We start from the raw sequence: 25,204 nt of genomic DNA, 5'->3' as shown, positions 1-25,204 counted from the left end.
TGGATCGGTGTCCCGAGCCTACCGGCCCGGTCAGCGCTATCGCGGAATGCGGTGGGCGTGCCGGAGAATGGATGTAACGGTCGGACTCCTCGCGCGCAAGTGGCGTGACGGATGAAGATCGTTCGATGTCGGGGACAGCCGGATGTTCGATCGAGCGGATCGACGGTGGGTATGAGCATCGACGCGATGGCACCGGAACCGAGTGTGGATCGTGCGACGGCGACGCAGACCGCACTGCGGCACCTGGTCGCCGCATTCGACAATGCGTGGCGGGCGTCCACCGAACCGCCCGATCTGGCCGCGCACGTACCGGAGGCCGCGGCCGGATTCCGCCGCTCGGCGCTGATCGAGCTCATCAAGGTGGACCTGCACTACCGCTGGCTGCGCTACCAGCACGGTAAGCGTCTCGCGGACTATCGGCGGCAATTTCCGGAACTCGACACCGCTCCACTGCCCCCGGATCTCATCTACGAGGAGATCCGCGCCCGCAGTCGGGCGCTGGCCGAGACGGTCGATCTGGACGAGTACGAAAGGGACTACTCCGAACAACTCGCTCGGATCGGCGAGCCACCCAACGCCACGAAGTTCCAGACCACACTGCTGTCGGACTTGGATACCGACGCAACGCTAGACACCATCGAAACCGGTTCGACGGTCGACGATTTCGACCTGCTGCTCCCCCTGGGCCAAGGCGCCTTCGCCCGCGTCTACCTCGCCCGGCAGCTGTCCATGCAGCGCCTGGTCGCGGTGAAGATATCCCCGGACCGCGGCAGCGAACCACAGACCCTCGCCCAACTGGACCATGAGCACATCGTCCGGGTCTTCGATCAGCGCCGTATCCCCGATCGACAGCTTCGCCTCATGTACATGCAATACGTACCCGGTGGAACACTGCTCGGGGTCCTGCGACAGCTCCGACGCACCCCGATCGACCGGCGCTCCGGCCGTCTGCTGCTGGACGCCGTCGATGCCGCCGTAGTCTCCAGCGGCATGTTCGATCCGCAACCGTCGAGCACCAGAACCGAACTGGCGAACCTGAGCTGGCCGGAGACGGTCGCCTGGATCGGCAGCCGACTGGCCACCGCGCTGGACTACGCGAATCACACCGGCGTGCTGCACCGCGATATCAAACCCGCGAATGTTCTGCTCACGGCGGACGGGCAACCGAAATTGGCCGACTTCAACATCAGTTTCAGCCGCCACATCCCCGGCGCCAGTCCGGCCGCCTATTTCGGCGGTTCGCTCTCCTACATGTCACCGGAGCAGTTGGCGGCCTGCCACCCCGTCCGCGATACGACCGCCGCCGACCTCGACACACGCAGCGATCTCTACGCGCTCGCCGTCGTCCTGTGGGAACTGCTGACCGGCCGACTCCCCTTCGACGACGAATTCGATGTCGGCGAATCCGCTACCTCGCTCGAGCGCATGATCGAGCGCCGCAACAGACCGGTCGATCCGCGCTACATCGCCGCCGCCCCGGCGGACTGCCCGCCCATACTCCGGCAGGCGCTGCTGACCTGCCTCGCCCCCGACCCGGACGACCGCTATGCGACCGCCGCCGACTTCGCACACCAACTCGACGTCACGCTGGACCGAACCGCCCGCGATCTGGTCGCCCCGCCCTCCCACAGCATCCGCGCGCGGCTGCGGCTGCGCCCGTTCCCCGTCGTCACACTGTCGGCGGCAATCGGACAGCTGCTCGCCTCCCTCTACCTCGCCGTGCACAACACGACGCTCCTCCACCGGGAACTCACCGCCGAAGCCTGGACTCAGATCAACGACCTCGCGCGGACGCTCGCACTGAGCGTCTACCCGCTCGGCGTTGTACTGCTGCTGTACTGGTGCCGACTGGTATTCCTGGTGCCGCAGGGCCTGCGCCGCGGTAAACAGTTCGACGAGACCACGTTGGCGCGTGCCCGCCGGGACACCCTCGCCTGCGGTGACCGCATCACCGCGAGTAGCACCGCCGGATGGGTCATCACGTTGGCGATCTTCGTCCTGCAACTGCACCGGACTGCCGACCTGTCACCCGGCCTGTTCGCCAACCTCATCATCTCGCACCTCGTCGCGGCCGTCGTCGCAGTCGTCTACACCTACTTCCCGGTGACGTTCTTCGTGGTCCGCTGGTACTACCCCAGCCTGCTCACCGCCGGGCATCCCGTACCCGACGACTGGAACCACTTGCGCCGCACGGCCCGCCACAGTCGGGCCTACCTGGGCGTCGCCGCCTCGGTGCCACTCGTCGGGGTAGCTGCAGGTCTCGTATTTCTCACCGCCGAACAGCAGCGCATGGTCGTCGGAACGATCGTGGGGCTGTCGGTCGGCGCGCTCATCGCCTTCCTCGGGGCGGTGCGGGTGTTCTTCAGCCTCGATTCCGATCTCCGCGCGCTGGGGCGCATCGTCCATCCGGCCACCCGCGTATAAGCATCGGCACGACGAACCCCTAGCGGAGCGAAATCGGCGTCCGAGCAGACGAATCCGGCGCGTACGCCGGGGTGATGCTGACTACACCTCCGGATTATCCAGTCCCCCAGCACCATTGAGACTTCGGCTCGGTACAGGATGGTCGCCTGTTCAACTAACGTTGAGCAGTGCTTGGACATTCACATGCGACCAGTGGCGCGTTGGCCTGGTCGGGGGCGGCGGCAGCGCTGCCCATCACCGTATTGACCTATCCGGCCGTGCAGGCGGGCACCGGACATATCGGGACGGTCGAGCTGCTGCTCGGCACATTCCTCACGGCCGGAGCGGCGCTGCTCCCCGACGCGGATCACCCCAACAGCTCTATCGCGCACGTGCTCGGACCAGTGTCGTACGTCCTGTGCAAGTTCATCTCGAAGGTCTCCGGCGGACACCGGGCTGGCACGCATTCATTGGCCTTCGTCGCCGCGGTGGCCTTTGGAACCTGGGCGGGCGAACACTGGCTCGGCAGGCCTTTCACCCTGGGACTTGTCTTCTTCCTACTGGCCTTGGCCGTGCGCGCGCTGCACCTGTGCCCGAGCGGCGACGGATTCCGAGCGTGGGGCACCGTCATAGTCCTCGCGGTCGCGGGCACCTTCGCCATGGACCACTGGATCTCCGACAAGCCCGCCTGGCTGCCCTTCTCCGTCGGACTCGGCGCCCTCGCCCACCTCCTCGGCGACTGCCTGACCGACCGCGGCTGCCGACTCTTCTGGCCACTCGATATCAAAGTGCGGGTGCCGATCATCGAGCGCACCGGTAATAAGGTCGAGACCTGGGTGATCTCACCATTATTCGTACTCGGCACCCTCGCGGTGCTGTGGTACACCATCACACAGCAGCCCTGAGAGCGGTCCGGTGTGGTGCGACAGCGCCTGTCGCACCACACAATTGCCCGAGCGGAGGACCAGATCTCACTGAGATCGTTCCACCTCGGCTACGAACGATCGAATCCCCTTGCCGTCCATGCGGTTCTCTTCATCAGGTGATCTGTGGGTGACGGTTTACAGCATATTTCGACATGCATCAATACGCATAGCCAAATATCGCGATCTTACGAATCGGTGGCTCCGCGAAACGAGCCACAATCCCACCGATCCAACAACCCGAGCCTCCGCACTATCGAAGTTGCGCAAGACCGTTGGCGCAGCACGAGCCTACCGCTCGAAGCTCCGCGCTCCCCCGGGTACCGACCCGATACTCCCCAGCGAAATCCGAGCTTGGATCGGCGGCCAGCAATACCAATCTGCTACCACCCGCCACCCCCTTCCCTCTTTGCTGTTCTTGGGTGACCGGCCGTCCTACTGCCACGGTGTCAATGATTGGGACACATGCATAGATGCGCATATCTACGTATCTTCATGTTGTTTCGAGATCCGCTGAGGCTGCTTGCATTCCGAGGATCGACCATGACCCGCGGGGCTACCCTGAGCCCATGACCGCAGGCCCCACCATGCAACCCCAGCGCTGGAATCCCCCACCCGCCCCGGTTCGCGCCCGCGAGATCACCAGCACCCCTCCCCTCCCCCCGATCCGGAGAATCGAGCTGCCGGGCAAAGGACCCGAAGACGTGGTCCTGACCCCCGATGGTCGGCTGATCGCGGGAGTCGACGACGGCTCGATCCTGAGCATCGATCCCGCCGACGGCACCGTCCGCACCCTGGTGAACACCGGCGGCCGACCCCTCGGCTTGCACGCCGATACCGACGGTTCGATTCTGATCTGCGATTTCGCCCGCGGGCTCTTGCACTGGGATCCCGACGGCGACCTCGAGGTTCTGGTCGACGAGGTGGACGGTGAGCGATTCCCGTTCGCCAGCAATGTGGTCCGCGCTTCGGACGGCGCCATCTATTTCTCGTCGTCGACGAGCCGCTACTCACTCCACGAGTACATGGGCGACCTGCTGGAACACTCCGGAACCGGACGCCTGCTGCGCCGCGATCCGACAGGCAAGGTCGAAACCTTGCTCGACGGGCTGCAATTCGCCAACGGGGTGGTCCTGGCTCCCGATGGCTCCTGTGTGGTCGTCGCCGAGACCGGCGCCTATCGCGTGACACGGTACTGGCTCACCGGCCCCAAGGCGGGTACGCACGACCTGCTCATCGAGAATCTGCCCGGCTTCCCGGACAATATGGCGCTCGGCAGTGACGGGCTGGTGTGGATCACGCTTCCCGCGCCGCGCGATCCACTGTTGGACCGCCTGCTGCCCCTGCCCGGCGTGCTGCGTCGCCTGGTGTGGGCGCTACCGGACCGCTTGCGTCCCAAGCCGAAGCGGACCGTATGGGTGCAGGCCGTCGACTTCGACGGCACCGTTGTGCATGATCTGCAGACCTCGGGCACCGATTTCTCGATGGTGACCGGCGTGGTGGAACACGAGGGCACGTTATATCTCGGAAGCCTCACGGAATCGGCGGTGGCGGTGGCGCGGGTTCCCTCTTGAATCCACGCCCGCACGGCACTTTTGGTACGCACGCCTCAATCGCGGTCGGTTTCGAGGATTCCAACGGCTTACATCTGCCCGGCGCCAACCACTTCACGCTGCTCAACCACAAAGCCGTCTACATGGCGTTGCGGGGGTCGCGACGAGGCGTCGGCGCGACGGGCGGCCGAATCCGGCTGAGCGGCTGGAACACTCGGGCTGCCCGTTCACCCTCCGCAACCCGGTGTCCGCCAGCGATCCATGGCGCCCGGCTTTCGGCGACCTCGGGTCAGAACAGCTGGTCGGAGTTGGCGTCCGCCTCCGCGCGCACGTCGATCGCGAACTGGTCCTCGATATCGGCGTCGTCGCCCGCGCTGTGCGCCGTGTACAGGAGTAGGCAGCCGCGGATGCCGTCGAGCAGGTCTTCCAACAGGTCGAGGGCGGGGCGGACGGGGTCGAGGCGGCTGATGCGGAATTCGGCGAGCAGCGCGGCGCGTGTCGCGCTGTCGACGTCGTATTTGCGGGCCTGCTCTTCGATTTCGGCGACGCGGGCGACGACGGCCCACGGCGCGGGCACATGTCCCTCGGAGACCGCCATGGCCTCGGCGATCAGGTCGACCACGATATCGGTGGGGGTCTCCCCCGCGACCAGCCGCTCGAGTATCAGGGTCGGGGTGTCGACCTGCAACGCTTCGATGTCGTCGGCTTCCACCACGACTTCGGCGGTCGGTACCTCGGCGAGTTCGCCCGCCACCTCCGCCGCGGCGTACAGCCAGTGTGCGGCGGCGACGGAGGCCGAGGCGGGGTCGAGTTCGGTGAACAGTTCGAGTGAGCCGAGCGGGTCGGCGCGCAGCAATTCGTCGGCGGCCTGTACCTGGGCGGGCGACACGTCCGGGCGGGACATCTCGACGGCTTGGCGGGAGCGGCCGGACAGGTCGCCGAGTTCGGCGTTTTCGATGGCGCTCTGTTCGCGCCGGACCTCGGCGACGATCGTTTCGGTCAACGCATCGGCGTCGATGCCGTGCAGGCATCGGCCGACGCGGTGCGCGGACTCGACCACGCCGCTGTAGGAGACGACCAGCCCCTGGTCGGTGGGCAGGTTCGGGGCGCGTAGCCCGGCTTCGACCTCTTTGAAGTTCCGGCGTTCCTCGGCGCGGCGCCAGGCCTCGCTGTTGGGTACGTCGGGGTCGCCCGCCGCACTGGCGGGATGGGTGTAGGTGCGCCAATGGAATCGCGACAGGGTGGTCAGATTCGAGGCCAAACTGGTTGCCTGGTCCAGATTTACCGGCGGCAGTACGGCCACCGTCTCGACCAGGTCGCCGCGTCCGGTCGCCCAAATGGCGACAAGTGCGTTGCGGTCGGCATCGAATGCGTATCGGGTCACGCCGCTCAGTCTTGCCCATCGGCCGCCGCCGCGCCCGCGCAATACCACCCATTGCCGGTTCCAGGCCCGGCGTTTCCTTTCGGCACGCTGGTTTCCGGGACCCGGCCGCGATGTCGAAACCTGAGCTCGGCGTGCACTTTCCGGCCTGGGTGGGGCGGATGTGCGCCGAAACCCGTGGCGGTGTGCACTCGGCCCGGATCGGTAGTACGGGCCGGTGCGATGCGACAATCGATGGCAGGTGTCGGGCGCGGGCCCCGGCACGGCGACCAAGGACGGCAGATGACTCTCGATCACGGTGACCCGGGCGATGCGCCTTCGATCCCGATGCCGACCGCCCCGGTGGTGAATCCGGCCCGGCCTTCGGCGGCCGAGGAGGCGAGAACCGTTGCGGCGGCGACGAATATCGCGACGCTGGCGAGCCTGAGCGCGGACGGGTCGCCGTGGGCGTCGTTCGTCACCTACGGGTTGCTGGATGGTCAGCCGGTGTTGTGTGTGTCGCGGATGGCCGAGCACGGGCGGAATCTGGCCGCGGATGCACGCGCGAGTGTGGCGGTGGTGGCGCCGGATCCGCCCGCCGATCCGCTGGCGGGCACCCGCATCACGCTCGCCGGTGTGGTCGAGCGTCCGGTGGGTGACGAGGCGGTGGCGGCGCGGGAGGCGCATCTGGCGGCGGTGCCCGCTGCTGAGCATTACATCGACTACAGCGACTTCTCGCTGTGGGTGTTGCGGGTGCACCGGATTCGCTGGGTCGGCGGGTACGGGCGGATGGATTCGGCGAGCGCCGAGCAGTACGCCTCGGCCGCACCGGATCCGATCGTGCCGGTCGCGGCCCGAGCGATCGATCATCTCAACGATGATCACGCGGACGCGCTGTTGTCCATGGCCCGGGTTCTCGGCGGCTATCCGGATGCCACGGAGGCCGCATGTGAGCGGGCCGACCGGTACGGGTTGGATCTGCGGGTGAGGACGCCGCGTGGTGTGGCACGGACTCGGGTGGGTTATGCGGAGCCGATCGACGGAATCGACCAACTGCGTGCGGCGACCGTGGAATTGGCGCGTCGTTCACGGGAGTCCTGATCGGTTCGGCAGCTCTGGCACCGAGGGGTCCGGACCGGGAGTGCGGCCGCTTCGACGGTTCAGAGTTCGGCGATGTCGCGGGCGAGGCCCTCGGCCCGCCGTAGCCTGCCGGGGAGGACGATCCGGAGGTCCAGCGACGGACCGGACAGTTCGGCCGCGGCCCGCAGGAGGCGGCGCGGTCGCGGATCGGTGAGCTCGTTCCGGCGCGCGGCGAAACCGTCTGCCTTACCTGTCACGTCAGCTCCCGATCCCACACCGTCCTGCCCCGATTCGACCCGGTCAGAACATACCGGCCGACCTGAACGCGGCGCGGTAATGGCACGCTTCACCGTGAAGGCTCACGCGCTGATCGTCATATCACCTGTTCGAACCGGCCGGTCGGGTAAATTGATCGGCGAGGTCGATCGAATTCGTTGCAACGCTTCACCATCGTCGTGAGGGGCAACTCGCCATGAAGTTCGTTTCGCCGGTAGACGCCATGTTCTTGCTCGCCGAATCGCATGCCAACCCCATGCACGTCGGTTCCGTTCTGCTGTTCGAGCCGCCGCCGGACGCGGGCCCGGATTTCGCGCACGCGGCCTACGACACGCTGCTGGCCGAGTCGTCGCTGCATCCCCGGTTCCGGACCCGCCCGGCTGGCGCGTTCGGAACCCAGCTGATGTGGTCCACCGATTGCGAGGTCGATCTCGGCTATCACGTGCGGCGCTGGGCGCTGCCGAGCCCGGGCGGCGCGGATGAGCTGTTCGAACTGACCTCCCAATTGCACGGCACGTTGCTCGACCGCAACCGCCCGCTGTGGGAGATGCACCTGGTCGAAGGCTTGCGTGACGGGCGGTTCGCGTTCTATTCGAAGATGCACCACGCGCTGATGGACGGAGTTTCCGCGCTGCGGCTGCTCCAGGAGACCTTGACCGACGACCCGGCCTCGGAGGAGGCTCGCGCGCCCTGGAATCTGCCGAGGGCCCGTCATCGCCGGCCGGTGTCGCGGTCGCTGAGGGATGTCGCGGCCCACACTGTGCAGTCGGCGGCCGCCTCCGGACCCGCGGTCCTGCGGGTCGCGCGCGCCGCGCTGCTCGAACACCAGCTGATCACTCCCGGTGACGTGCCGCGGACCATATTCAACGTGCCTGTCGGTGCGGCGCGGCGATGCGCGGGCCGGTCGTGGCCGCTCGAACGGATCAAACAGGTGAAGAAGGCGACCGGCTCGACGGTCAACGATGTCGTCCTCGCCATGTCGGCCGGTGCGCTGCGCGCCTATCTGTCGGAACGAAATGCGTTGCCCGACAAGCCGTTGGTGGCGATGGTCCCGGTCTCGCTGCGCGACGACCACGACGAAGAGACATCCGGCAACCAGATCGCCGCGCTACTATGTGGCCTGGCGACCGATGTCGCCGATCCGATTCAGCGATTGCAGCGGATCTCCGAGTCGATGCGGCGCGGCAAGGACCTCTACCGCAGTCTGTCCGGTGTCCAGGCGATGGCTCTCTCCGCGCTGCTGCTGAGCCCGCTCACCCTGTCTCAATTGCCCGGCCTCGGATCACGGACCAACCCGCCGTTCAACGTCGTGATCTCCAATGTGCGAGGACCGCAGGATGCCCTCTACTGGATGGGCGCACGCCTGGACGCTACGTACCCGATGTCGATTCCCGTACACGGCGTCGCCGCCAATATCACCGTCACCAGCAACGCCGCAACCCTGGACTTCGGCCTGACCGGCTGCCGTCTGGCGCTCCCGGACCTGCACCGGCTCCTCGATCATCTCGACAACTCTCTGATGGCGTTGGAACAGCACTGCTGAGTCGAACAGAACCGGACACACCCACCGTGGAGGCGGTCGTGCTGCATACCGATATTCCCACCCGGGGCGAGATTCAGGCGCTGGCGTCGATTGTCGCGCCATGGTGCGTCTCTATCTATACCCCCACCGAAAGCGACACCCCGACGCCGGACAAGAACCGCGTCGCCTTCTCCAATCAGGCGCGCCAGGCATTGGACCTGATCGCTGATTCTGATGCGCGTGCCGCGCTGGAACTCGAATTCGAGGACCTGATCGATGACGAGGACTTCTGGCGCTACCAGTCCCACACTCTGGCCGTGCACGCCACCCCGAGCCGGATGCGCACGTACCGGGTGCCCAATCTGCTCGGCGAGGCCGAAACCGTCGGCGACCGTTTCTCGCTCAAACCTCTGCTGCGCACGATCACCTTCCCACAGACGGCGTTCGTCCTCGCGCTCGCCGAGGGTTCCGTGCGCTTGGTGGAGGTCACGCCCGACCGGCCCGCGCAGGACGTTCCGGTGGCGGGGCTGCCCACCAGTGCCGCCGACTACGCGCACGAGACCGGGCTCGGCGATCGCGCAGCGAAGGGACGCGTCCAAGGCGGGGAGGGTCGTAAGTTGCGAGTGCGTCAGTACGCGCGCGCCGTCGATCGTGAACTGCGCTCTATCCTCTCGGGCCGCGACGTCCCGCTCATCCTGGCCGCCACCGAACCCACCGACGCGTTGTTCCGTTCGGTCAACAGCTACCACCGACTGCTGGACGAAAGCATCGCCGGAAATCCCGAACACCTGTCGGACGAGGAGCTGGCCGCCAGTGCGCGCACCGTTCTCGACGCGCAGTACGCGGCTGAACTCGCGGAACTGACAGCACTTTTCGACAACCGACGTGCCGAAGGACGCGCGACCACCGATATCGCCGATATCGCCCGTGCGGCGGCCTTCGGCACGGTCGACACCCTGCTGGTCGATATCGATGCCACCGTGCCGGGCACCCTGTCCCCCGACGATGGCGCGGTGACCTTCGCGGTGACCACCGAGGCGCCGGATGTGCTCGATGAAGTCTGCCGGCGCGCACTTCTTTCCGGCGCTCGAGTGCTCGCCGTGCGCACCGTCGATATCCCGGACAACGCTCCGCTCGCGGCGATCCTGCGCTATACGCCGTAGCTGCGGCGCGTTGGGACTTACATCTCGTACAGCTCGAGGGGCAGGTCGTCGGGGTCGAAGAAGAACGCCATGCGCTTGCCGGTGAATGCGTCGACGCGCAGTTCTTCGGTGCGGACGCCCCGTGCGGCGAGGGTGTCCAGGGTGGCGGCGACATCCTGGACCGCGAAGGCCAGGTGCCGTAGGCCCGCGGCCTCCGGTCGCGTCCGCCTCGGCGGGGTGACGGGGAAGGAGAACAGTTCGATGCGGCTGCCGCCGGGGATCGCCAGATCGAGTTTGTACGAGCGGCGTTCGGGCCGGTACTCCTCGGCGATCACCTCCAGCCCGAGGGTCCGAGTGTAGAACTCCTTCGATTTCGCGTAGTCCGAGGCGATGATCGCGACGTGGTGGATCCCGAGGAACTCCATGCGCCGACGGTATCCGCCGCACCCCGGCGGCATGGGCATTTCACGCGCCGGATTCCGCTGGCCGTGTCGGTTCGTCGGCGCGCGTGGCGGCCGGATCGGTCGCGGGGACGGTGAGCATGGCGACGATCATGTCCACGATTTCGTCGGCGTCGCCGGGGTCGGGGGTGCGCAGGCCCGCTTCGAGGGTGCGTTCGTAATCGGCGATGAGTGCGAACATGATCGTGGCCATGGTTTCCAGGCGCTGACGGCGCCGGCGCGGGGGTAGTTGTGCCAGGGCGGCGGTGAGCCGGGTGGCGATGATGCGGACGGCGGCGCGGTCGGCGCCCGCGAGGCGACGGGCGTCGGCGATCACCGGGTGCGCGCGCACCACTTCGAGGAAGCGGCCGTAGTGGGTGACCCCGGTGCGGCCGATCAGTTCGAGGATGGGACCCGCGAGCATGGCGACCAGGGTGCGGATGTCATGTGCGGTGCCGTCGGCCTCGCTCGCGGCGAGCAGTTGCATGCGGCGGTCTTCGAGCCAGTTCATGCGGCGGTCGACGATGGCTTCGATCAGGCCGGTGCGGGAGTCGAAGTAGTAGTGCACCGCGGAGTTATTGCGCTGGCCCGCCGCGGTGGCGATCTCGCGCAGCGGAACGTCGACCCCGCGTTCGGCGATGAGCCGCTCACCCGCGTCGAGCAGCGCCGCCCGCGAATCGTCGATCTGCATGATCGGACTGTACTAAATCCAAGCCTTGACGATATTAAGCGCTAGTGATTAATTGGGGGCGTGCGATTAGAACGGGTTGCAGTCTTCACCGGGCTCGTCGCGGGCCGGAGCCGAGGGGGCCGATGAGCATCGCGGACGGACCGATCTTCCAGGTGTGCTGGGTGGTGCCGGATATCGCCGCGGCGACCGGCGAGTTCGCCGCACGCTACGGAGTCGCCGAATGGTTCACCATCCCGGATGTGCATTTCCGGCCCGAATCCTGCGTCTACCGCGGCGTCCCGGCCGATTACGCGATCTCCGTCGCCCTCGGTTACGCGGGCGGGCAGCAGTTGGAGCTGATCGAGCCACGCTCCGGGGATAGCCTGTATTCCGAGCAGTTGATGCGGATCGGGCCCGGCCTGCACCATATCGCTTGGGTCCCCGATGATTTCGATGCCGCGCTGGCCGATGCCCGGGCAGCCGGGCGCGAGATCGTCGCCCAGGGTGCTTTCGAGGGCGTCGGCATGGAGTTCGCCTATCTCGACGGCGGCCCGATCGGCTCCTACGTCGAATTGATGCGCCTATCCCCCGAGATGAAGGCGATGTTCGATTACCTCATTCCGGAAGGTCATGCGAATCCATGGGCCTAGCAGAACTCCCTGCATTGCTCGACGACACCGGTGTCTGGACGGACGGGCGGGTGTTGCGCGCGGACGGGTCGGTGATCACCGGTCTCTACGCGGCGGGCGCCTGCGCCTCCAATCTCGCGCAGGACAGCTCCGGATACTCCAGCGGGACATGCCTGGGCGAGGGCTCGTACTTCGGGCGGCGCGCGGGCATGCATGCGGCGCGCGCCGCGATGGCGGACCGGACCGCATGAGGCACAACTCGGGGGCACGACCGCAACAGGCGGGCGGCGCCACGGAAAGTACTGGGATGGAAGGCGATTGAGATGCGATTCACCTATGCCGAGGCAATGACCGATCCGGCGTACTACGTGCCGTTGGCGCAGGCGGCCGAAGCCGCCGGATACCACTCGTTCACGGTGGCCGACAGCATCGCGTACCCGAAGGAATCCGACGCGACCTACCCGTATACCCCGGACGGGAATCGGGAGTTCTTGGAGGACAAGCCGTTCATCGAGGCATTCGTCCTGTCCGCGGCGATCCTGGCGGCGACGACGACGCTGCGGGTCACCCCCTTCGTGGTGAAGCTCCCCATCCGACCGCCGGTGCTGGTGGCCAAGCAGGCGGCATCGCTGGCGGCCCTGAGCGGCAACAGATTCGGATTCGGTGTCGGGATCAGCCCCTGGCCGGATGATTTCGAGATCATGGGGGTGCCGTTCGAGAAGCGTGGCGCGCGAATGGACGAATGCATCGACATCGTGCGCGGACTGTGCGCGGGCGGCTATTTCGAATTCCACGGCGAGTTCTTCGACATTCCGCCGATCAAGATCAGCCCGGTCTCCACCGAACCGGTGCCGATCCTCATCGGCGGACACAGTAAGCCCGCATTGCGCCGGGCCGCGCAACGCGGCGACGGGTGGATGCACGCGGGTGGCGATCCCGCCGAACTGGACCGGCTGCTGATCGAACTGGATGCGTTGCGGATCGAGTACGGGGCGCGCAAGGACTTCGAAGTGCACGTCATCTCGCTGGACGGATTCACCGTCGACGGCGTGAAACGGCTGGAGGACAAGGGCGTCACCGACGTCATCGTCGGCTTCCGCAATCCGTACACCACCGAGCACGACACCCAGTCACTGGAGACCAAGATCGCGAACCTGAGCCGCTTCGCCGAGCATGTCATCGCCAAGACCGGGAGCTGAACTGGCGTCCGGATTCGTATCCCGCCCACGGCGCGGCATCAGGCGGATAGTGCGGCGGTGGCGGCCGCGAGGGTTCGGTCGCGGTAGCTGTCACCGAACAGGACGACGTGCACCAGGAGGGGATGGAGTTGATGGAGCGGCAAACGCTCCCTCCAGCCCTCGGCGAGGGGGCGGATTTCCCGGTAGGCCGCCAGCATGCGATCGAGGTGCGGGGCCCCGAAAAGTGCGAGCATCGCGAGGTCGGTTTCGCGGTGACCGCCGTGCGCGGCGGGGTCGATGAGCCGGGCGTGGTCGCGGGACCAGCGAATATTGCCCGCCCAGAGGTCGCCGTGGATGCGTGCGGGAGGTTCGGGTGGGCCCGCGAGTGTCTCGACGCGGTCGATGAGCTGTTCGATCAGGCGTGTTCCGTCCGCACCCAGATGGCGGGCGGCACGCGGGAGGTAGGGCGCGAGGCGCCGTTCGGCGTACCAGCGGGGCCACCCGGGGTCCGGTGATGGGCTGTCGGGTGTGGCGCGGGCTTGTGTGGCTGCCGGGTGTGCGCCGACGGTCCCGATCGGCGTCACGAGTCGCTCGGTCCGGTGATCCGTTGTACGGCCGAGGATCGCGGCTCCCGTGCCCCCGATCGGAGCTGCGCGCGATCTGAGGTCGTCTCGGTGGTCTCTACCGGCCTGACCACCGCCTGTCTCGGTGTTATCCAACGGCAATTCGGCGATCCAGCCCGGCCAGGGCGCGCCGAACACTCCCGGTGATTTGGCGTGTAGCGCGGCTAGCTCCCGGCCGAGGCGTTCGGCGGCCGACGGGGTCGGGTCCGATTCGGGCAGCCACGGCAGCACCAGCAGGTGGTCGTCGACGGCGAGCACCGGCGCGACCACATCCGGCACGGCACCACCCAGCCACCGCAATCCGTTCGCCTCCGCGGCGAGGACGGCGGAATGGTCGGCGGTGGATTTGACGAACACATCGCGACCATCGGACAGAATCGCGCGATGCAGGGTCCACCCGTGACTCGGCCCCAAATCGGCCACCCCGCGCACCGTCCCGCCGAGCAGATCCCCCAGCCGGATCGCCAAACTCATGACACGCCACCCGCCTTCGCCCCCGACCGCGCCTCATGGGCCGGACCAGGGGTCCGGCCCATGGGTCTGCTGGGCCCGCACACCACCGAGCTCATGACACCCCGCCCGCAGTCGGCGACAGCCATGCCAAGCCGCCCGAACCTCCGCAGCGGACGGCGGATCCGCGACACCCGCACTCCGCCCGTCCGCGCAGCTCACCGAGCCGCAATGCCACTCCCATGACACCTCCGTAGACGTCGACGCCCGGACAACAGGCCACCCGAAATACCCGTGCCGGAAGTCTCATACCGAAATTCGCATCCGTACCGACGTAGAAGCCGAGCGTACGCACGGCCGGACCGGGCGTCCCCGCAACATCCGATATCGGCGGCATTCGGGCCTGCCATCAGTGGTGGGAGGCGTTACCTCGGCGGTCTGGCCGCGCGGTGTCGATACCGACGAGGGTGTTCTCCGGTCATAGCGGGCCGGGTCTGTCGCCCGGGCTCGTTCAGCCGGCGTCGGTCAGCAGTTTTCTGGTGGGCTCGTCGGCGGGGAAGAACGATTCGATGGCCAGTTCAGCGACGGTGACGTTCATCGGGGTGCCGAACACCGTGGTCACGCTGAGGAACGCCAGTTCGTGGCCCTCGTGGCGCAGGCGCAGCGGCACCACGGCCTGGTCCGGTTCGGGCAGGACCACTTCGGTTTCGCCGCCGGGGTATCCGCGCAGTTCGTCGCGCAGTTCGACCAGTTCGGGAGCACCGGTCACCTCGATCTGGCGGACGAGGCGGGCGAGGAGGTGGCCACGCCATTCGGCGAGATTGGCGATGCGCGGTGCCATGCCGTCGGGGTGCAGGCTCAGGCGCAGCGCGTTGACCGGGGGTTGCAGCAGCGCCGGGTCGATACCGGTCAGCATCAGCGCCACACCGGGATTGGCGTCGATCATGGTCCAGTTCTGGTCGATAGCCAGGGCCGGATACGGCTGGTGACCGTCCAGGATCAGACGCATAGCGGCGCGCACCGCATCCATGGCGGGGGTATCGAGGGCGGGCTCGGCGTAAGCGGGAGCATATCCGGCGGCCAACAGCACACGGTTACGTTCCCGCAACGGGATATCCAACTGTTGGCACAGGTGCGCGACCATGCCCCGGCTCGGCGTCGCACGACCCGTTTCGATGAAACTCAAATGCCGCGCCGAGGTTTCCGCGCGCCCGGCCAGCTCGAGTTGGCTGAGCCTGCGTTCCAGCCGCCAATGTCGCAGCAGATCACCGGCCGTCTGGGTATTCATCGTTCCGATCCTACGAACCCGTGGTCAACGTGGCGATTACCTCGCGGGTAATGGGCCCGACCCGGACAACCGCACCCGACATGCCGCCATGACCCGGCCGGTAATCGACATCGACGCGGCACGAGGGATGATCGTGAGCTGAGCGAAAGGATGGGCGGGATGACCCCGACCGCGAGCACCGTCTTCGACACCGATACCGCGAGCACCCCGGCCGGCGAGCACCGGTACGCCCTGGAACTCTCCGACCGGTGGGCAACCACGGTGGGCGGACCACTCAACGGCGGATACCTCCTCGCCACCGCGCTGCGGGCGCTCCAACGCGAAGTGCCACACCCCGATCTGCTGGTCGCCTCCGCCCACTACCTGCGGCCCGGCACATCCGGACCCGCCGCCATCACCACCGAGACCGCCCGCGTCGGCCGCCGCACCGCGACCGGCCAAGCCACCCTCACCCGGCAGAATCGCGAAATCCTGCGCGTTCTTGCCACATTCACCGATCTGACGCAGCACCGCGGCGCAACGCACACCAGCAATACGCCACCGGAGCTGCCCGCGCCCGAACAATGCCTCGACCCCTTCGCCGAGATCGGGTCGCCCGGCACGACCATCGCCCAGCAAGTCCAGTACCGCACGCCCCGGATCCCCGGCTTCTTCCACGGCACGCCCGGCGGCACCACGAATGCCGAATTCTGGATGCGCTTCAGCGACGGCCGCGACCCGGACCCCCTCGCGCTGGCCCTTCTCGTCGACGCCGCGGCGCCCGTGGTCTTCGACCTCGGCGCGGTCGGATCCTCGACGATCGAGCTCACCGTCAATATCCGGCACCGTCCCGCGCCCGGCTGGCTCGCCTGCCGTGTCCGCACCGACTACCTCACCAACGGCCTGCACGACGAGGATTTCGAAATCTGGGACAGCACAGGCATTCTCGTCGCACAGTCGCGCCAGCTCGCCCTCATTCCCGAATAGTTCCGGCGCACCGGAAATGTCCGCCAACATGTAACCACGGCGTTCGATCGGAAGGCGCGTCCAGCGAGCCGAACCGCTCTGCCATGGCATTCGTCGAGATCAAGTCATGGTGATGTCGATGGCCATCTGGTCGTCACCGGGCGTGCCCTTGACCGTGATCGTGATGCCGGACCATTTACCGCCAGGCATATTGAGGGCTGGAGTGGTGGTCTTGCCGACCGTCTTGTTATTGCCGAACGGGTACAGGTCGTTGGCGTCTCCCCGGTTGCCGCCGCGGAAGATGGCAGCGAGGTCCCGTTCGCCGTCGGCTTGCATCAGCTCGATGGCGAGAGCGTCCTCGTCGTTGACGTTCGCGATGTCTTCATCGACCACGTAGATCGCGACGCCTTGGTCGGGCAGGAATGCGTCCTGGCCAGTTTTCCGTCGGTATTCCACAGCGATGTACTGACTTTCGCGTGGCATCCGTTCGGCATTCCGGATGAACACCATGCCACCGCCTTGGGCGGCGGGTTCGAGCGTGACGTTCTTGGTCGTTTTCGTGACGACCCGCGGCTTCAGCCAGCCGTGGAACGCGCGGAGCATGCCATTGGGAAAGACCGGGGTGACGCCGTGGTTGCCCCAGCTGCCACCGGCCATCAGGCAGTATTCGCCGAGTCCTGCCGACTTGAAGTTCACGGACTGGGTGGTGTCGTAGTAGTCGGCCCAGCGGGCGGCGAGGTGGCCCCATTCGTGAGCGCAGACCCCCATATTGCAGTCTTCGGGCACGGTCAGAAACGTCGTGACGAACAGATTGGGCTTCACTTTCTCGCCGTTACCGGGGATTGCCCATTTCAGGCTCCAGATGTCGTCGACCGATCTGGTCTCTTCGGCGCCGCGCCCGGCGTGGACGATGAACAGCGCGGTCACGATCTTCTCGCCGAGCACGTCATAGGGTCCGAAATCGACCCCTTCGGCAAGGGCGGCTTTGACGGCGTCGCGGGCCATGCCTGCGGAGTTGCGGGGGAAACCGTTGCCGGTTCCGGAGTTGCCGTCGGTGTAGAACGACAGCGGCTTCGGCATCCGGAACCATCCGTGTACGGCGCCCTGGATGTCGATACCGGTACCGGCCGCGGCGTCGAAACCGCTCACCTTCCGATAGAAGTCACGCATGCTCCCGGACGGGAAGGTGTTGTCGCTGAACAACATCGCCTCGTAGTAGCCGGGACTGTGGACCGGACCATGGGGTTTGTCGGGAAAGTCGACGAGCAGGACGATCGTCCGGATTACGCCCTCGAGCTGAACGCTGGGCCGGGTGATCAGCTCCTTGCCTTTGCCCGGTTCCAGCCGGGTCGCGCCGTCATCGAGACCGACGAGATTCTCGCCGCGTCGCCCGGACCGCCAGTATTCGTAGTACTGCTCGAAGGTCATCGTCGCGGGTAGCCGGTTGGTGTTGACGAGGTCGAGGTAGCGCAGGTACAGCTGGCTGAAAGCTTGGGGGGATAGCGGCACCAGACACGGTTTCGCATCACAGCTGCGCCGAGAGATCGAGGGGAGGGTGATTCTCATGATGGTGGCCTGTCGCTCGTGGATACGGTGTCCGCGGCGGAGTTCGCGACGACGCGGACCGGTCCCCGGTCTCATGCGAATTGGCCGGAGCCGGTTCGAGCCTGCGCCGTACGCGCCAGCGCGTCACGAGTGGTGAACTACTCGTCTCCGTGCGCACTTGTACGCGCAACCGAGTACATTGCTCGACGTCGCCGAGGTTGCGCCATGGGACCCACGCGCACCGATGTTCCGAAAGAAGGCCACCGGCATCCCGCGATGCCGCACCCGGCAACACGGCGCTCGCACTCACCGCCGAGAGCAGTCGCGACATCGGCACCGCAGTGGAAGGCCACCAGCGCACTTGTCAACACCCGCGTCGCATTCGGTAACAGCCCGGGCAACACGTTCCCACGTGGCTCACCGGCTACACGATCCAGAAGCGTCACACATGTCATCCCGGCCATCATCGCTGCAGTCACGCGTGTCTTCCAGGCGATCATCGCTGAGGAATCCGGTTCATTCGCCGCGGGGACCGGTGTCTGGGAAAGCGGGATCCCGGTCGTAGGCGCCGGTTACCGCCAGTCCGACGGCAGCGCCGATGAGGCCACTGATAAGAAGGGTGACTGGTGGAGGTAGTCCCGGCGCACGGGGCTCGACGTAGACGACCGCGCCAACAGGCTGTTCCCCGGTCGCCGCCTCAGTCCGGCAGGTCGACCGGGCGGAATCGGCTGCCGTCGTATACCCATTTCGCACCGTCACCGTCGAGCGATGAATGCACCGCACCCTGCGGCAGGGTCGTCACCTCACCGGCCGCGGCCGCGACGCGTAGTAGGTCCAGGGCCAGCCAGTACACATCCGCGTCGGCCGGGGCTCGCCACCGCACCGGTGTGGACGCCGCCGCGTGATGCTCCGCCCGCGGATCGGGTTCGCCGTACGGCCGCCCGGCGGGTCGGCCCAACATGCTTGCCTCCGGGTTGGTGCAGTGCCAGGTCAGGATGCGGCTCACCGAGGTCGGATGCCCGCACGCGAACAATGCTCGCGGCGCGCCGCATACCGGGCACGGTCCCGGGTCCACGGGCGCACGGGTGTGCAGCATCCAATGCAGGTCGATCACGCTGTGCGTGCGTGCAGAAACGCCCCACCTGATCGCCGGGGCGCCGCAGTCGGGGCATACGCCCCACTCCGACTCCTCCGATTCGGTACCGGGCCATCCGCTGGGCCATTCGGCATGGCATCGCTGGCAGGACAGCTGCTCGATGGGGCGACCGACCTTGTCGTCGCGACCGCCGACCCGCTCGAACTGCGGGGTGTCGCGCAGCGGCCCGGTATAGCCCGGGTAGGTGCCGTAGGCGCCACGATCCCAGGCGGCGTAGCCCGATTCGGGCCACAGCAACCGGATGTACTCGGCAGCCGTTGCGAAGGTCCAGGATTCACCGGCGGGGGTCGTATATCCCTCGGTGTCGAGCCGCGCGGCGAGCTTCGCCAGATCCGCGCCGGGCTCCTCGGCGTTCAATTCCGCGAGTCTGCGGATACCCGGCGCATCCGCCCCCGGCGCGGAGAAATCTGCCGCCGCCCACCGCGCCGCCCGCGCGGCCGCCTGCCGCTGCGTCCGCTCCCGCCTCGCCTCGCGCGCCTGACGCTGCTCCGCACTGCCTTTCCACGGCGGCACCGACCGATCTCCCACCATTCTTCGCGACACGATGCGATCCTAATCTGCTCTCACCCAAGGTATTTCGGCCACGCAATACGGGCGCGTTCCGCGCGCCGGGGCGTCGGACTGTCCGCGGTCGCACCCACCCGCGACGCGGGCGATGTCCTGTCGCAGACCGTTGCTCGCGAGCCTCGCACCGGATGTGTTGCGGCTCAGCGCATTACGCAACCGCGATGAAATACCGGCGCAATGCCGGCGTGCTGATATGGACAGGTCAGCACGCCGGAGCGACCGGCCGGACGCGCAGGGGTTGGCGCGACGGTCCGGTGGCCGCACCCTCCGGCGACACCACGATCCACGAAAGGGCCCATACCGTGTCGACCGAGACCACCCGATCGATGAATCTCCCCGTGCCGGAACGCCGCGCAATGCGAGTGTGCTGATGTTCGAGTCCTGCCACACCCCGCACGACGCCGCACACCTGCTCCGGCACCGCTATGGCCTTCCGGTCGAGCTCGCCGCGTTGCGCCCCACCGTGACCTGCGGATCCCACATCAGCGCCGTCGATATGCCCGCGCAGCTCGGATACCGGGTGCTCGACCTGCTCGACGAGCGGCATCCCGCACCCGCCGTGGCCAATCCGCGTGACACGGCGTGGACCTTCCTGGTGGCCCCGCCGCAACCGTCGACACTGTTGAAACCCGAGCAGATCCGCAGATTCGCCGACCATCGTGTCGCCGTCCGATCCATCGGTCAACGCGTCATGCTCCCCGTCTCCGATCGCGGTCACGGCTGGCGATGGGCATCCGAACCACGGCGCGGGACACTGCGACTACCACCACGGACCGCCGTACTCGACGCTGTCGAACGGCTCATCGATGGCGGCGAACCTTCGTGCTGACGACGCCGCGGCAGCCGGATTCATCTCCGGCGACCGGTCGCCGATCCGCGAGTTCTCGGCGATAGCCACCTCACCTACCGACCAGCCGTGCTGTCCTGCCGCTGCGCGTTCGTCAGCTCGTCTGCCGCGCAACGGCGGATGGCGGTGCCCCCCACGTGGGCGGTGTTTATCGCCGACGCCGCTTGGGAACTCGACCTCGCGTGGCGTCGGCCATCGATCCAGACGATGATGCATCATGATTCACTGGAACATGCCTGGCGTTTCGGTTGCCAGGTGTTTACCGTGAATGGTGTCGGTATATCCGGCACCGCGTTCGATCTCGAGAAACGGAGGGCAGCATGGTTTTCACCCTGCGTGTACCCAGGGCCATAGCTCAAGGACCGGCGTGGCCACGTGTCGTGTCGATCATCCAGAACGCCACGGCCACAGCGCCCGCGCGGCGCACGGCGGGTTCGGCCAAGAGCCCGATCGCCGTCGGCATCTCCGAACGCGCCGCGCACTAGGACGATCACCCGGTCGCGGCCCATATCGGTGGCGAGATGGCCCGGCCAGCCCGGCGTTTCGACGGCGGGTGCGAATAGAGCTGCGCCACCCCGCCGTCGAGAACCGCGACGTCACCGCCGTTCTTCGTTGCGGCAGATCTCCTTCCTCCACGCAACAGGGCCGGGCCGACCCGACTTCGCGCAGCCTGTGCGTCGAATTCAGCGCTCCTCGTATCGGATGTCGTAGGCCGCGGCGATCGGGTTGATCTTGGCCGGATCCAGGTTCCCATCGGTGAGGACCGCGGGGCCCGCCTCGAACAGATCCTCGAGATAGTGCTCCCAGCCACCGGGCGAGGAAATCTACAGCACCCGTGGCGGCGGGGTCGAGGCGGGACGCAGCGCATGCGGGACACCGCGGGGCAGCAGGGTGAACGCTCCCGGGCCCGCGGTGTATGCGCGGTCGTCGAATTCGATGCCGAGTTCCCCGTCGAGTACGTAGATGCATTCGTCGGCGGAGTGGTGAGTGTGGCGCGGAATCTCGTGCGCGACAACAACTTCCAGTAATGAGAAGCGGCCGTCGGTATCGGCGGTCATCGCTTTCACCGCGAACGCGGGCGGCAACGGTATCCGCCCGGGGCATACCCGCCCGGGTTCGAGCAACAGAAATCTATCCGGAAACCGCGCGCGCACTGTTCGCCGAACGCGGCGATGAGGTACAGATGCCGGAGCTGGCGCGGGCGGCGGGCGTCGGGGTCGGCACGATCTACCGCCACTTCCCCACGCGCCGCGATCTCGTCGAGGCCGCCGCCGAGCACCGCTTCGCCGAGCTGGCCGAGTACGGGCGCACCGAATGCCGACGACGGCCCGAGCCGGGGCGTGGGCTCGAGCAGTACCTGACACGCGTCGGCGAGATGCTCTCCGGCGACCGCGGCCTCTCCAGCGCGATCGAGGCGGCACGCGGGACCTCCGAGAGCGAACCGCGCGGCGCCGCGAGGTCCGAACTCGATACGGCGATAAGCGCGTTGGTCGAGGACGGCCGCGCCGCCGGGACCCTGCGCCCCGACGCGACGGTGCGCGACGTCTATATGCTGGTGGGCGGCCTATCCGCGACCATCCGCACCGGTAGCGGTGACTGGCGGCGGTTCGTCGATCTCGCCCTGAACGGCCTGCGCGCCCACTAGGCGCGACCGGACCGAGTGCCCGCCCAGCCGAGGCACCGCCCCAGCCGCATCCACCGTGGCCGTTCGACCACACAACGTGGGCTTCGGCAGGCACCCAGCGATTTTCGGTGCCGTCTCCACCCGCGACGTCGATTAACCAGCCTGTAGAACCGCGTTCAAGTGGTGTTTACGATGTCCGAATGCTTATTCACGATGTGCACGGCAGTTCGACTTCACCACCCGAGTCCATCGGCGTCGAACGGCTTCCGGCACGTCGTATTCGGCCGGCCCTCCTGTGGGGAAGTATCGCCGCCGCGGTGCTGGTTCTGATCGCCGGACAGCTCATATCGATTCACATCAATGCCCTCGGACCGCTGACCAGCCTGCTGCGCGACTACGCGGGGACGCCGAAGTCGGCGACCACGCCGTGGGCGGGCTTCTTGCTGGCATTGATCGGGGTCACCACTCGGATCCGCGTCACCGCGCTCGCGGCCGCGGTCGCCGTCGACCTGATCTTCGTAGCGGCCCGGACCTTCGAGGGCAAGCCGTTCACCGTCGGCAACGGTCCGACCATCGTGCTCACAGCGTTGGTGGTATTTGCCGCGGTGCGGTGGAGCGGTGCGCGACGCCGGACCGCGCTGCACACCATTGCCCTCGGCGCACTGCTCATCCTGGCGACGAAGGTCGGCGAGATCTGGTTGGACATCACCGCATGGGTGTGCCCGCAGGTACTCGACCCATATGTGGAACTGGCCGATCGGGCGCTGGGGAATCCGTCGTGGGTCGTCGGGCACCTGCTGGAGGTGTCGGGACCGGTGCCGATCGGGGTGGTGCGCTGGGTGTATTTCGAACTTCCGGTGGCGGCCATCGTCGTCGCCATCTGGCAGCTTCACGGGGTCACCACGGGCGTATGGCCGCGGCACCATCTGGTGCGCACCTTCCTGGCGCTCGGACTCCTCGGTCCCCTCTGCTACATACTGTTCCCCGTGGTGGGACCTATCCTCGCGTTCGGGCCGTGGGGAAATGGCATGGAGCTGGCCGATGTCTGGCCGAATACCGTTCCGGCCGTACCCGCCACGGTCGAATCCATGCCCTTCGACGGCATTACACCGCGCAACTGTATGCCGTCACTGCATACCGCGTGGGCGCTGTCGCTGTTCATTCACTCCCGGCGCGGACCGCTGTGGTTGCGTTGGGGCGGCGCGTTCTGGCTGGTGTGCACCCTCGTCGCCACGCTCGGCCTGGGCGCGCACTACGGCGTCGACCTCGTCGCGGGCGCCGCACTGTGTATGACCGTCGAATCCGTCTTGCGCGACCCCGATCGAGGTTGGGACCGTGCGCGCATTCGAGTGGTGGCGTTGGGCATCACGACGTTCGCGGGAGTCCTGTTGTGCGTCCGGTTCCTCGCCATGCCGATGGCGACGTACCCGGCCCCGTTCGGCATCGCGATTCTCGGACTGCTCGTCGCGCTGTCGATCGTGTTCTATCGGACCTGGTTCGCCCCGCGAGATGCGGCCGTCACCGGCGACGCCGAACCGGCCGGGCTCGGGCGTCGCTGACCCCGCTCAATTCCGGATGACGAGCACGATGGCCGCGGTGACCACCCCCAGCGCGATGGCGGCGATGCCGTAGCTCAGGCGATGGTTGCGCAGGACGGGCAGGTAGTGGTCGACCGCGATACGGCCGGGCCCCGTCAGCGCCAGCGCGCAGGCGGAGAACGCGAGGATCAGGTCGTATTCGATGCCTTTGGGGCCGAAGAAAGCGTCGGTGCCCTTCACGGCGATGGCGTTGATCATGACGCCGAGGATCGCCGCCGCGGCCAACGGGGTCACCAACCCCATGGCTAGACCGAGTCCGCCGAGCAGCTCGCTCGTGCCGGCGACCACCGCCATGGCATCGCTCATGGGGTAGCCGACGGAGGCGAAGAATCGACCGGTGCCGGAGATACCGCCACCGTCGAACCAGCCGAACAGTTTCTGGGTGCCGTGCGCGGCCATGGTCAGGCCGACGGCGAGGCGTAGGACTAGCAAACCGGCGTCGTAGGCGGACTGGCTGGTGCCCTCCGTGGAACGATCGGACCGGGCTGGGGCCTGGGTACTCATGCGATTCTCCTTACAGGTGGATGATCAGGTCAGCCGAGCTGGATGGAGCGCTTGGATAAACCGTGCCAGAAGCCGTCGATGACGGTGCGCTGGGTGGGCAAATCCGACTCCCCCGCGCCGAGTGCGACGAACAGCGGGGCGAAATGCTCGGTGCGCGGATGCGCCAGATTCGGTGCCGGAGCTTTGTTCTCGAAGTCCAGCAGGGCGTCGATATCACCGGAGGCCAGGGCGCGTCTGCCCCAGTCGTCGAATTCCGACATCACGGGGTGGACCGAACCGTCGCCGGTGAGCGCACGCAGATTGTGGGTGAAGAAGCCGCTGCCGACGATCAGCACACCCGCATCACGCAGCGGCGCGAGTGCGCGTCCGACGGCCAGCAACCCTTCCGGATCCAGGGTCGGCAGTGACATCTGCAGCACCGGAATGTCGGCGTCCGGATACATCTGCACCAGCGGCACATAAGCCCCGTGGTCCAAACCGCGGCCGGGCACATCCCGCACCGAGAGGCCGGGGCCGCGAAGCAGCTTGCGCACCGCGCCGGCGAGTTCGGGCGCGCCCGGCGCGGCATAGCGGACCTCGTAGTAGTGCCGCGCGAAACCCGAGAAGTCGTAGACCAGCGGCACCGTCCGGGTGGCGCCCAGTGCCACCGGGGCGTCCTCCCAGTGCGCCGAGATCATCAGCACGGCCCGGGGTTTCGGCAGCTGAGCGGACCATCCCGCCAGCTGACCCGGCCAGATCGGGTCGTCGGCCAACGGCGGCGCGCCGTGCGACAGGTACAGCACCGGCATCCGGTCCGACTGCACCGCGGTCATGGCACCTCCTCGTTCCCATTTGATTCAAATTTGAACAACCATGGCGCAGCGTACCGGGTTGTTCAAATT

At 67.1% G+C, this 25,204-nt stretch carries 23 protein-coding genes and 1 pseudogene; 13 read left to right on the top strand and 11 right to left on the bottom strand.

Annotated features, from left to right (window positions below; all coding sequences use genetic code 11):
* The first annotated feature begins 171 nt into the window (after window positions 1-171).
* The 3 genes from AB0H61_RS22870 (at window position 172) to AB0H61_RS22860 (ending at window position 4,900) form a co-directional block, all read left to right on the top strand.
* Window positions 172-2,424, top strand: a complete 2,253-nt coding sequence (locus AB0H61_RS22870; RefSeq protein ID WP_357307664.1) for a serine/threonine-protein kinase — start codon at window positions 172-174, stop codon at window positions 2,422-2,424.
* Window positions 2,425-2,591: 167 nt separating this feature from the next.
* Window positions 2,592-3,308, top strand: a complete 717-nt coding sequence (locus tag AB0H61_RS22865) for a metal-dependent hydrolase (RefSeq protein ID WP_357307662.1) — start codon at window positions 2,592-2,594, stop codon at window positions 3,306-3,308.
* A gap of 587 nt (window positions 3,309-3,895) precedes the next feature.
* Entirely contained in the window at window positions 3,896-4,900 is a 1,005-nt protein-coding gene (locus tag AB0H61_RS22860) for an SMP-30/gluconolactonase/LRE family protein (RefSeq protein ID WP_357307660.1), read from the top strand.
* 268 nt (window positions 4,901-5,168) lie between these two features.
* Here the strand turns inward: AB0H61_RS22860 and AB0H61_RS22855 are convergent, their stop codons facing one another.
* Window positions 5,169-6,263, bottom strand: a complete 1,095-nt coding sequence (locus AB0H61_RS22855) for a hypothetical protein (protein WP_357307658.1) — start codon at window positions 6,261-6,263, stop codon at window positions 5,169-5,171.
* A 279-nt stretch (window positions 6,264-6,542) separates the two neighbouring features.
* On the opposite strand from AB0H61_RS22855, the gene AB0H61_RS22850 reads away from it, so the two are divergent.
* Window positions 6,543-7,340, top strand: coding sequence for a DUF2470 domain-containing protein (locus AB0H61_RS22850; protein WP_357307656.1), 798 nt, complete (start codon window positions 6,543-6,545; stop codon window positions 7,338-7,340).
* A 59-nt stretch (window positions 7,341-7,399) separates the two neighbouring features.
* Here the strand turns inward: AB0H61_RS22850 and AB0H61_RS22845 are convergent, their stop codons facing one another.
* Window positions 7,400-7,576: a hypothetical protein gene (locus AB0H61_RS22845; RefSeq protein ID WP_357307654.1), complete on the bottom strand. Its 177-nt coding sequence runs from the start codon at window positions 7,574-7,576 to the stop codon at window positions 7,400-7,402.
* Between the two features lie 215 nt (window positions 7,577-7,791).
* Here AB0H61_RS22845 and AB0H61_RS22840 point away from each other — a divergent pair, with 215 nt between their 5' ends.
* Entirely contained in the window at window positions 7,792-9,138 is a 1,347-nt protein-coding gene (locus tag AB0H61_RS22840; RefSeq protein WP_357307652.1) for a wax ester/triacylglycerol synthase family O-acyltransferase, read from the top strand.
* Between the two features lie 38 nt (window positions 9,139-9,176).
* A complete protein-coding gene (locus AB0H61_RS22835; RefSeq protein WP_357307650.1) occupies window positions 9,177-10,280 on the top strand; it encodes a hypothetical protein in 1,104 nt (367 codons plus the stop codon).
* A gap of 17 nt (window positions 10,281-10,297) precedes the next feature.
* Here AB0H61_RS22835 and AB0H61_RS22830 read toward each other — a convergent pair whose 3' ends face one another.
* Together AB0H61_RS22830 and AB0H61_RS22825 are read right to left on the bottom strand one after the other, a co-directional pair.
* Window positions 10,298-10,684, bottom strand: coding sequence for a VOC family protein (locus AB0H61_RS22830; RefSeq protein WP_357307648.1), 387 nt, complete (start codon window positions 10,682-10,684; stop codon window positions 10,298-10,300).
* Window positions 10,685-10,724: 40 nt separating this feature from the next.
* A complete protein-coding gene (locus tag AB0H61_RS22825) occupies window positions 10,725-11,390 on the bottom strand; it encodes a helix-turn-helix domain-containing protein (protein ID WP_357307646.1) in 666 nt (221 codons plus the stop codon).
* A gap of 122 nt (window positions 11,391-11,512) precedes the next feature.
* On the opposite strand from AB0H61_RS22825, the gene AB0H61_RS22820 reads away from it, so the two are divergent.
* From AB0H61_RS22820 to AB0H61_RS22810, 3 genes and pseudogenes are all read left to right on the top strand, one after another.
* Entirely contained in the window at window positions 11,513-12,019 is a 507-nt protein-coding gene (locus AB0H61_RS22820; protein WP_357307644.1) for a VOC family protein, read from the top strand.
* Window positions 12,020-12,060: 41 nt separating this feature from the next.
* A pseudogene (locus AB0H61_RS22815) lies at window positions 12,061-12,249 on the top strand (FAD-binding protein); the annotation flags it as partial.
* A 72-nt stretch (window positions 12,250-12,321) separates the two neighbouring features.
* The gene (locus tag AB0H61_RS22810; protein ID WP_357307642.1) at window positions 12,322-13,197 is read left to right on the top strand and encodes a TIGR03619 family F420-dependent LLM class oxidoreductase; all 876 of its coding nucleotides are present in this window, start codon (window positions 12,322-12,324) and stop codon (window positions 13,195-13,197) included.
* Between the two features lie 38 nt (window positions 13,198-13,235).
* Here the strand turns inward: AB0H61_RS22810 and AB0H61_RS22805 are convergent, their stop codons facing one another.
* Together AB0H61_RS22805 and AB0H61_RS22800 are read right to left on the bottom strand one after the other, a co-directional pair.
* Window positions 13,236-14,273: a fructosamine kinase family protein gene (locus tag AB0H61_RS22805; RefSeq protein ID WP_357307640.1), complete on the bottom strand. Its 1,038-nt coding sequence runs from the start codon at window positions 14,271-14,273 to the stop codon at window positions 13,236-13,238.
* A gap of 487 nt (window positions 14,274-14,760) precedes the next feature.
* On the bottom strand, window positions 14,761-15,537 hold the full coding sequence (locus AB0H61_RS22800) for a helix-turn-helix transcriptional regulator (protein WP_357307638.1): 777 nt from the start codon (window positions 15,535-15,537) through the stop codon (window positions 14,761-14,763).
* A gap of 159 nt (window positions 15,538-15,696) precedes the next feature.
* On the opposite strand from AB0H61_RS22800, the gene AB0H61_RS22795 reads away from it, so the two are divergent.
* Window positions 15,697-16,503 (top strand): thioesterase family protein, encoded by an 807-nt coding sequence (locus AB0H61_RS22795; RefSeq protein ID WP_357307636.1) that lies wholly within the window; start codon window positions 15,697-15,699, stop codon window positions 16,501-16,503.
* 99 nt (window positions 16,504-16,602) lie between these two features.
* On the opposite strand, the gene AB0H61_RS22790 is transcribed toward AB0H61_RS22795, so the two are convergent.
* Together AB0H61_RS22790 and AB0H61_RS22785 are read right to left on the bottom strand one after the other, a co-directional pair.
* Complete coding sequence (locus AB0H61_RS22790) at window positions 16,603-18,048, bottom strand: M6 family metalloprotease domain-containing protein (protein ID WP_357307634.1); 1,446 nt, start codon at window positions 18,046-18,048, stop codon at window positions 16,603-16,605.
* Between the two features lie 676 nt (window positions 18,049-18,724).
* Window positions 18,725-19,726, bottom strand: coding sequence for a hypothetical protein (locus AB0H61_RS22785; RefSeq protein ID WP_357307632.1), 1,002 nt, complete (start codon window positions 19,724-19,726; stop codon window positions 18,725-18,727).
* A gap of 394 nt (window positions 19,727-20,120) precedes the next feature.
* Here AB0H61_RS22785 and AB0H61_RS22780 point away from each other — a divergent pair, with 394 nt between their 5' ends.
* Window positions 20,121-20,579 (top strand): hypothetical protein, encoded by a 459-nt coding sequence (locus AB0H61_RS22780; protein ID WP_357307914.1) that lies wholly within the window; start codon window positions 20,121-20,123, stop codon window positions 20,577-20,579.
* A gap of 842 nt (window positions 20,580-21,421) precedes the next feature.
* Here the strand turns inward: AB0H61_RS22780 and AB0H61_RS22775 are convergent.
* Window positions 21,422-21,655 (bottom strand): cupin domain-containing protein, encoded by a 234-nt coding sequence (locus tag AB0H61_RS22775; protein ID WP_357307630.1) that lies wholly within the window; start codon window positions 21,653-21,655, stop codon window positions 21,422-21,424.
* Window positions 21,656-21,780: 125 nt separating this feature from the next.
* On the opposite strand from AB0H61_RS22775, the gene AB0H61_RS22770 reads away from it, so the two are divergent.
* Entirely contained in the window at window positions 21,781-22,242 is a 462-nt protein-coding gene (locus AB0H61_RS22770; RefSeq protein ID WP_357307628.1) for a helix-turn-helix domain-containing protein, read from the top strand.
* A gap of 179 nt (window positions 22,243-22,421) precedes the next feature.
* Window positions 22,422-23,780, top strand: a complete 1,359-nt coding sequence (locus tag AB0H61_RS22765; RefSeq protein WP_357307626.1) for a phosphatase PAP2 family protein — start codon at window positions 22,422-22,424, stop codon at window positions 23,778-23,780.
* Window positions 23,781-23,786: 6 nt separating this feature from the next.
* Here the strand turns inward: AB0H61_RS22765 and AB0H61_RS22760 are convergent, their stop codons facing one another.
* Together AB0H61_RS22760 and AB0H61_RS22755 are read right to left on the bottom strand one after the other, a co-directional pair.
* The gene (locus tag AB0H61_RS22760; RefSeq protein ID WP_357307624.1) at window positions 23,787-24,323 is read right to left on the bottom strand and encodes a DoxX family protein; all 537 of its coding nucleotides are present in this window, start codon (window positions 24,321-24,323) and stop codon (window positions 23,787-23,789) included.
* 29 nt (window positions 24,324-24,352) lie between these two features.
* Window positions 24,353-25,135, bottom strand: a complete 783-nt coding sequence (locus AB0H61_RS22755) for a class III extradiol ring-cleavage dioxygenase (RefSeq protein WP_357307622.1) — start codon at window positions 25,133-25,135, stop codon at window positions 24,353-24,355.
* Window positions 25,136-25,204: the final 69 nt, after the last annotated feature.

Source organism: Nocardia sp. NPDC050710 (assembly GCF_040654375.1).
Classification (GTDB): Bacteria; Actinomycetota; Actinomycetes; order Mycobacteriales; family Mycobacteriaceae; genus Nocardia.
The sequence above is the reverse complement of the archived record's forward strand: the minus strand, read 5'-3'. Positions and strand labels throughout refer to the sequence as shown.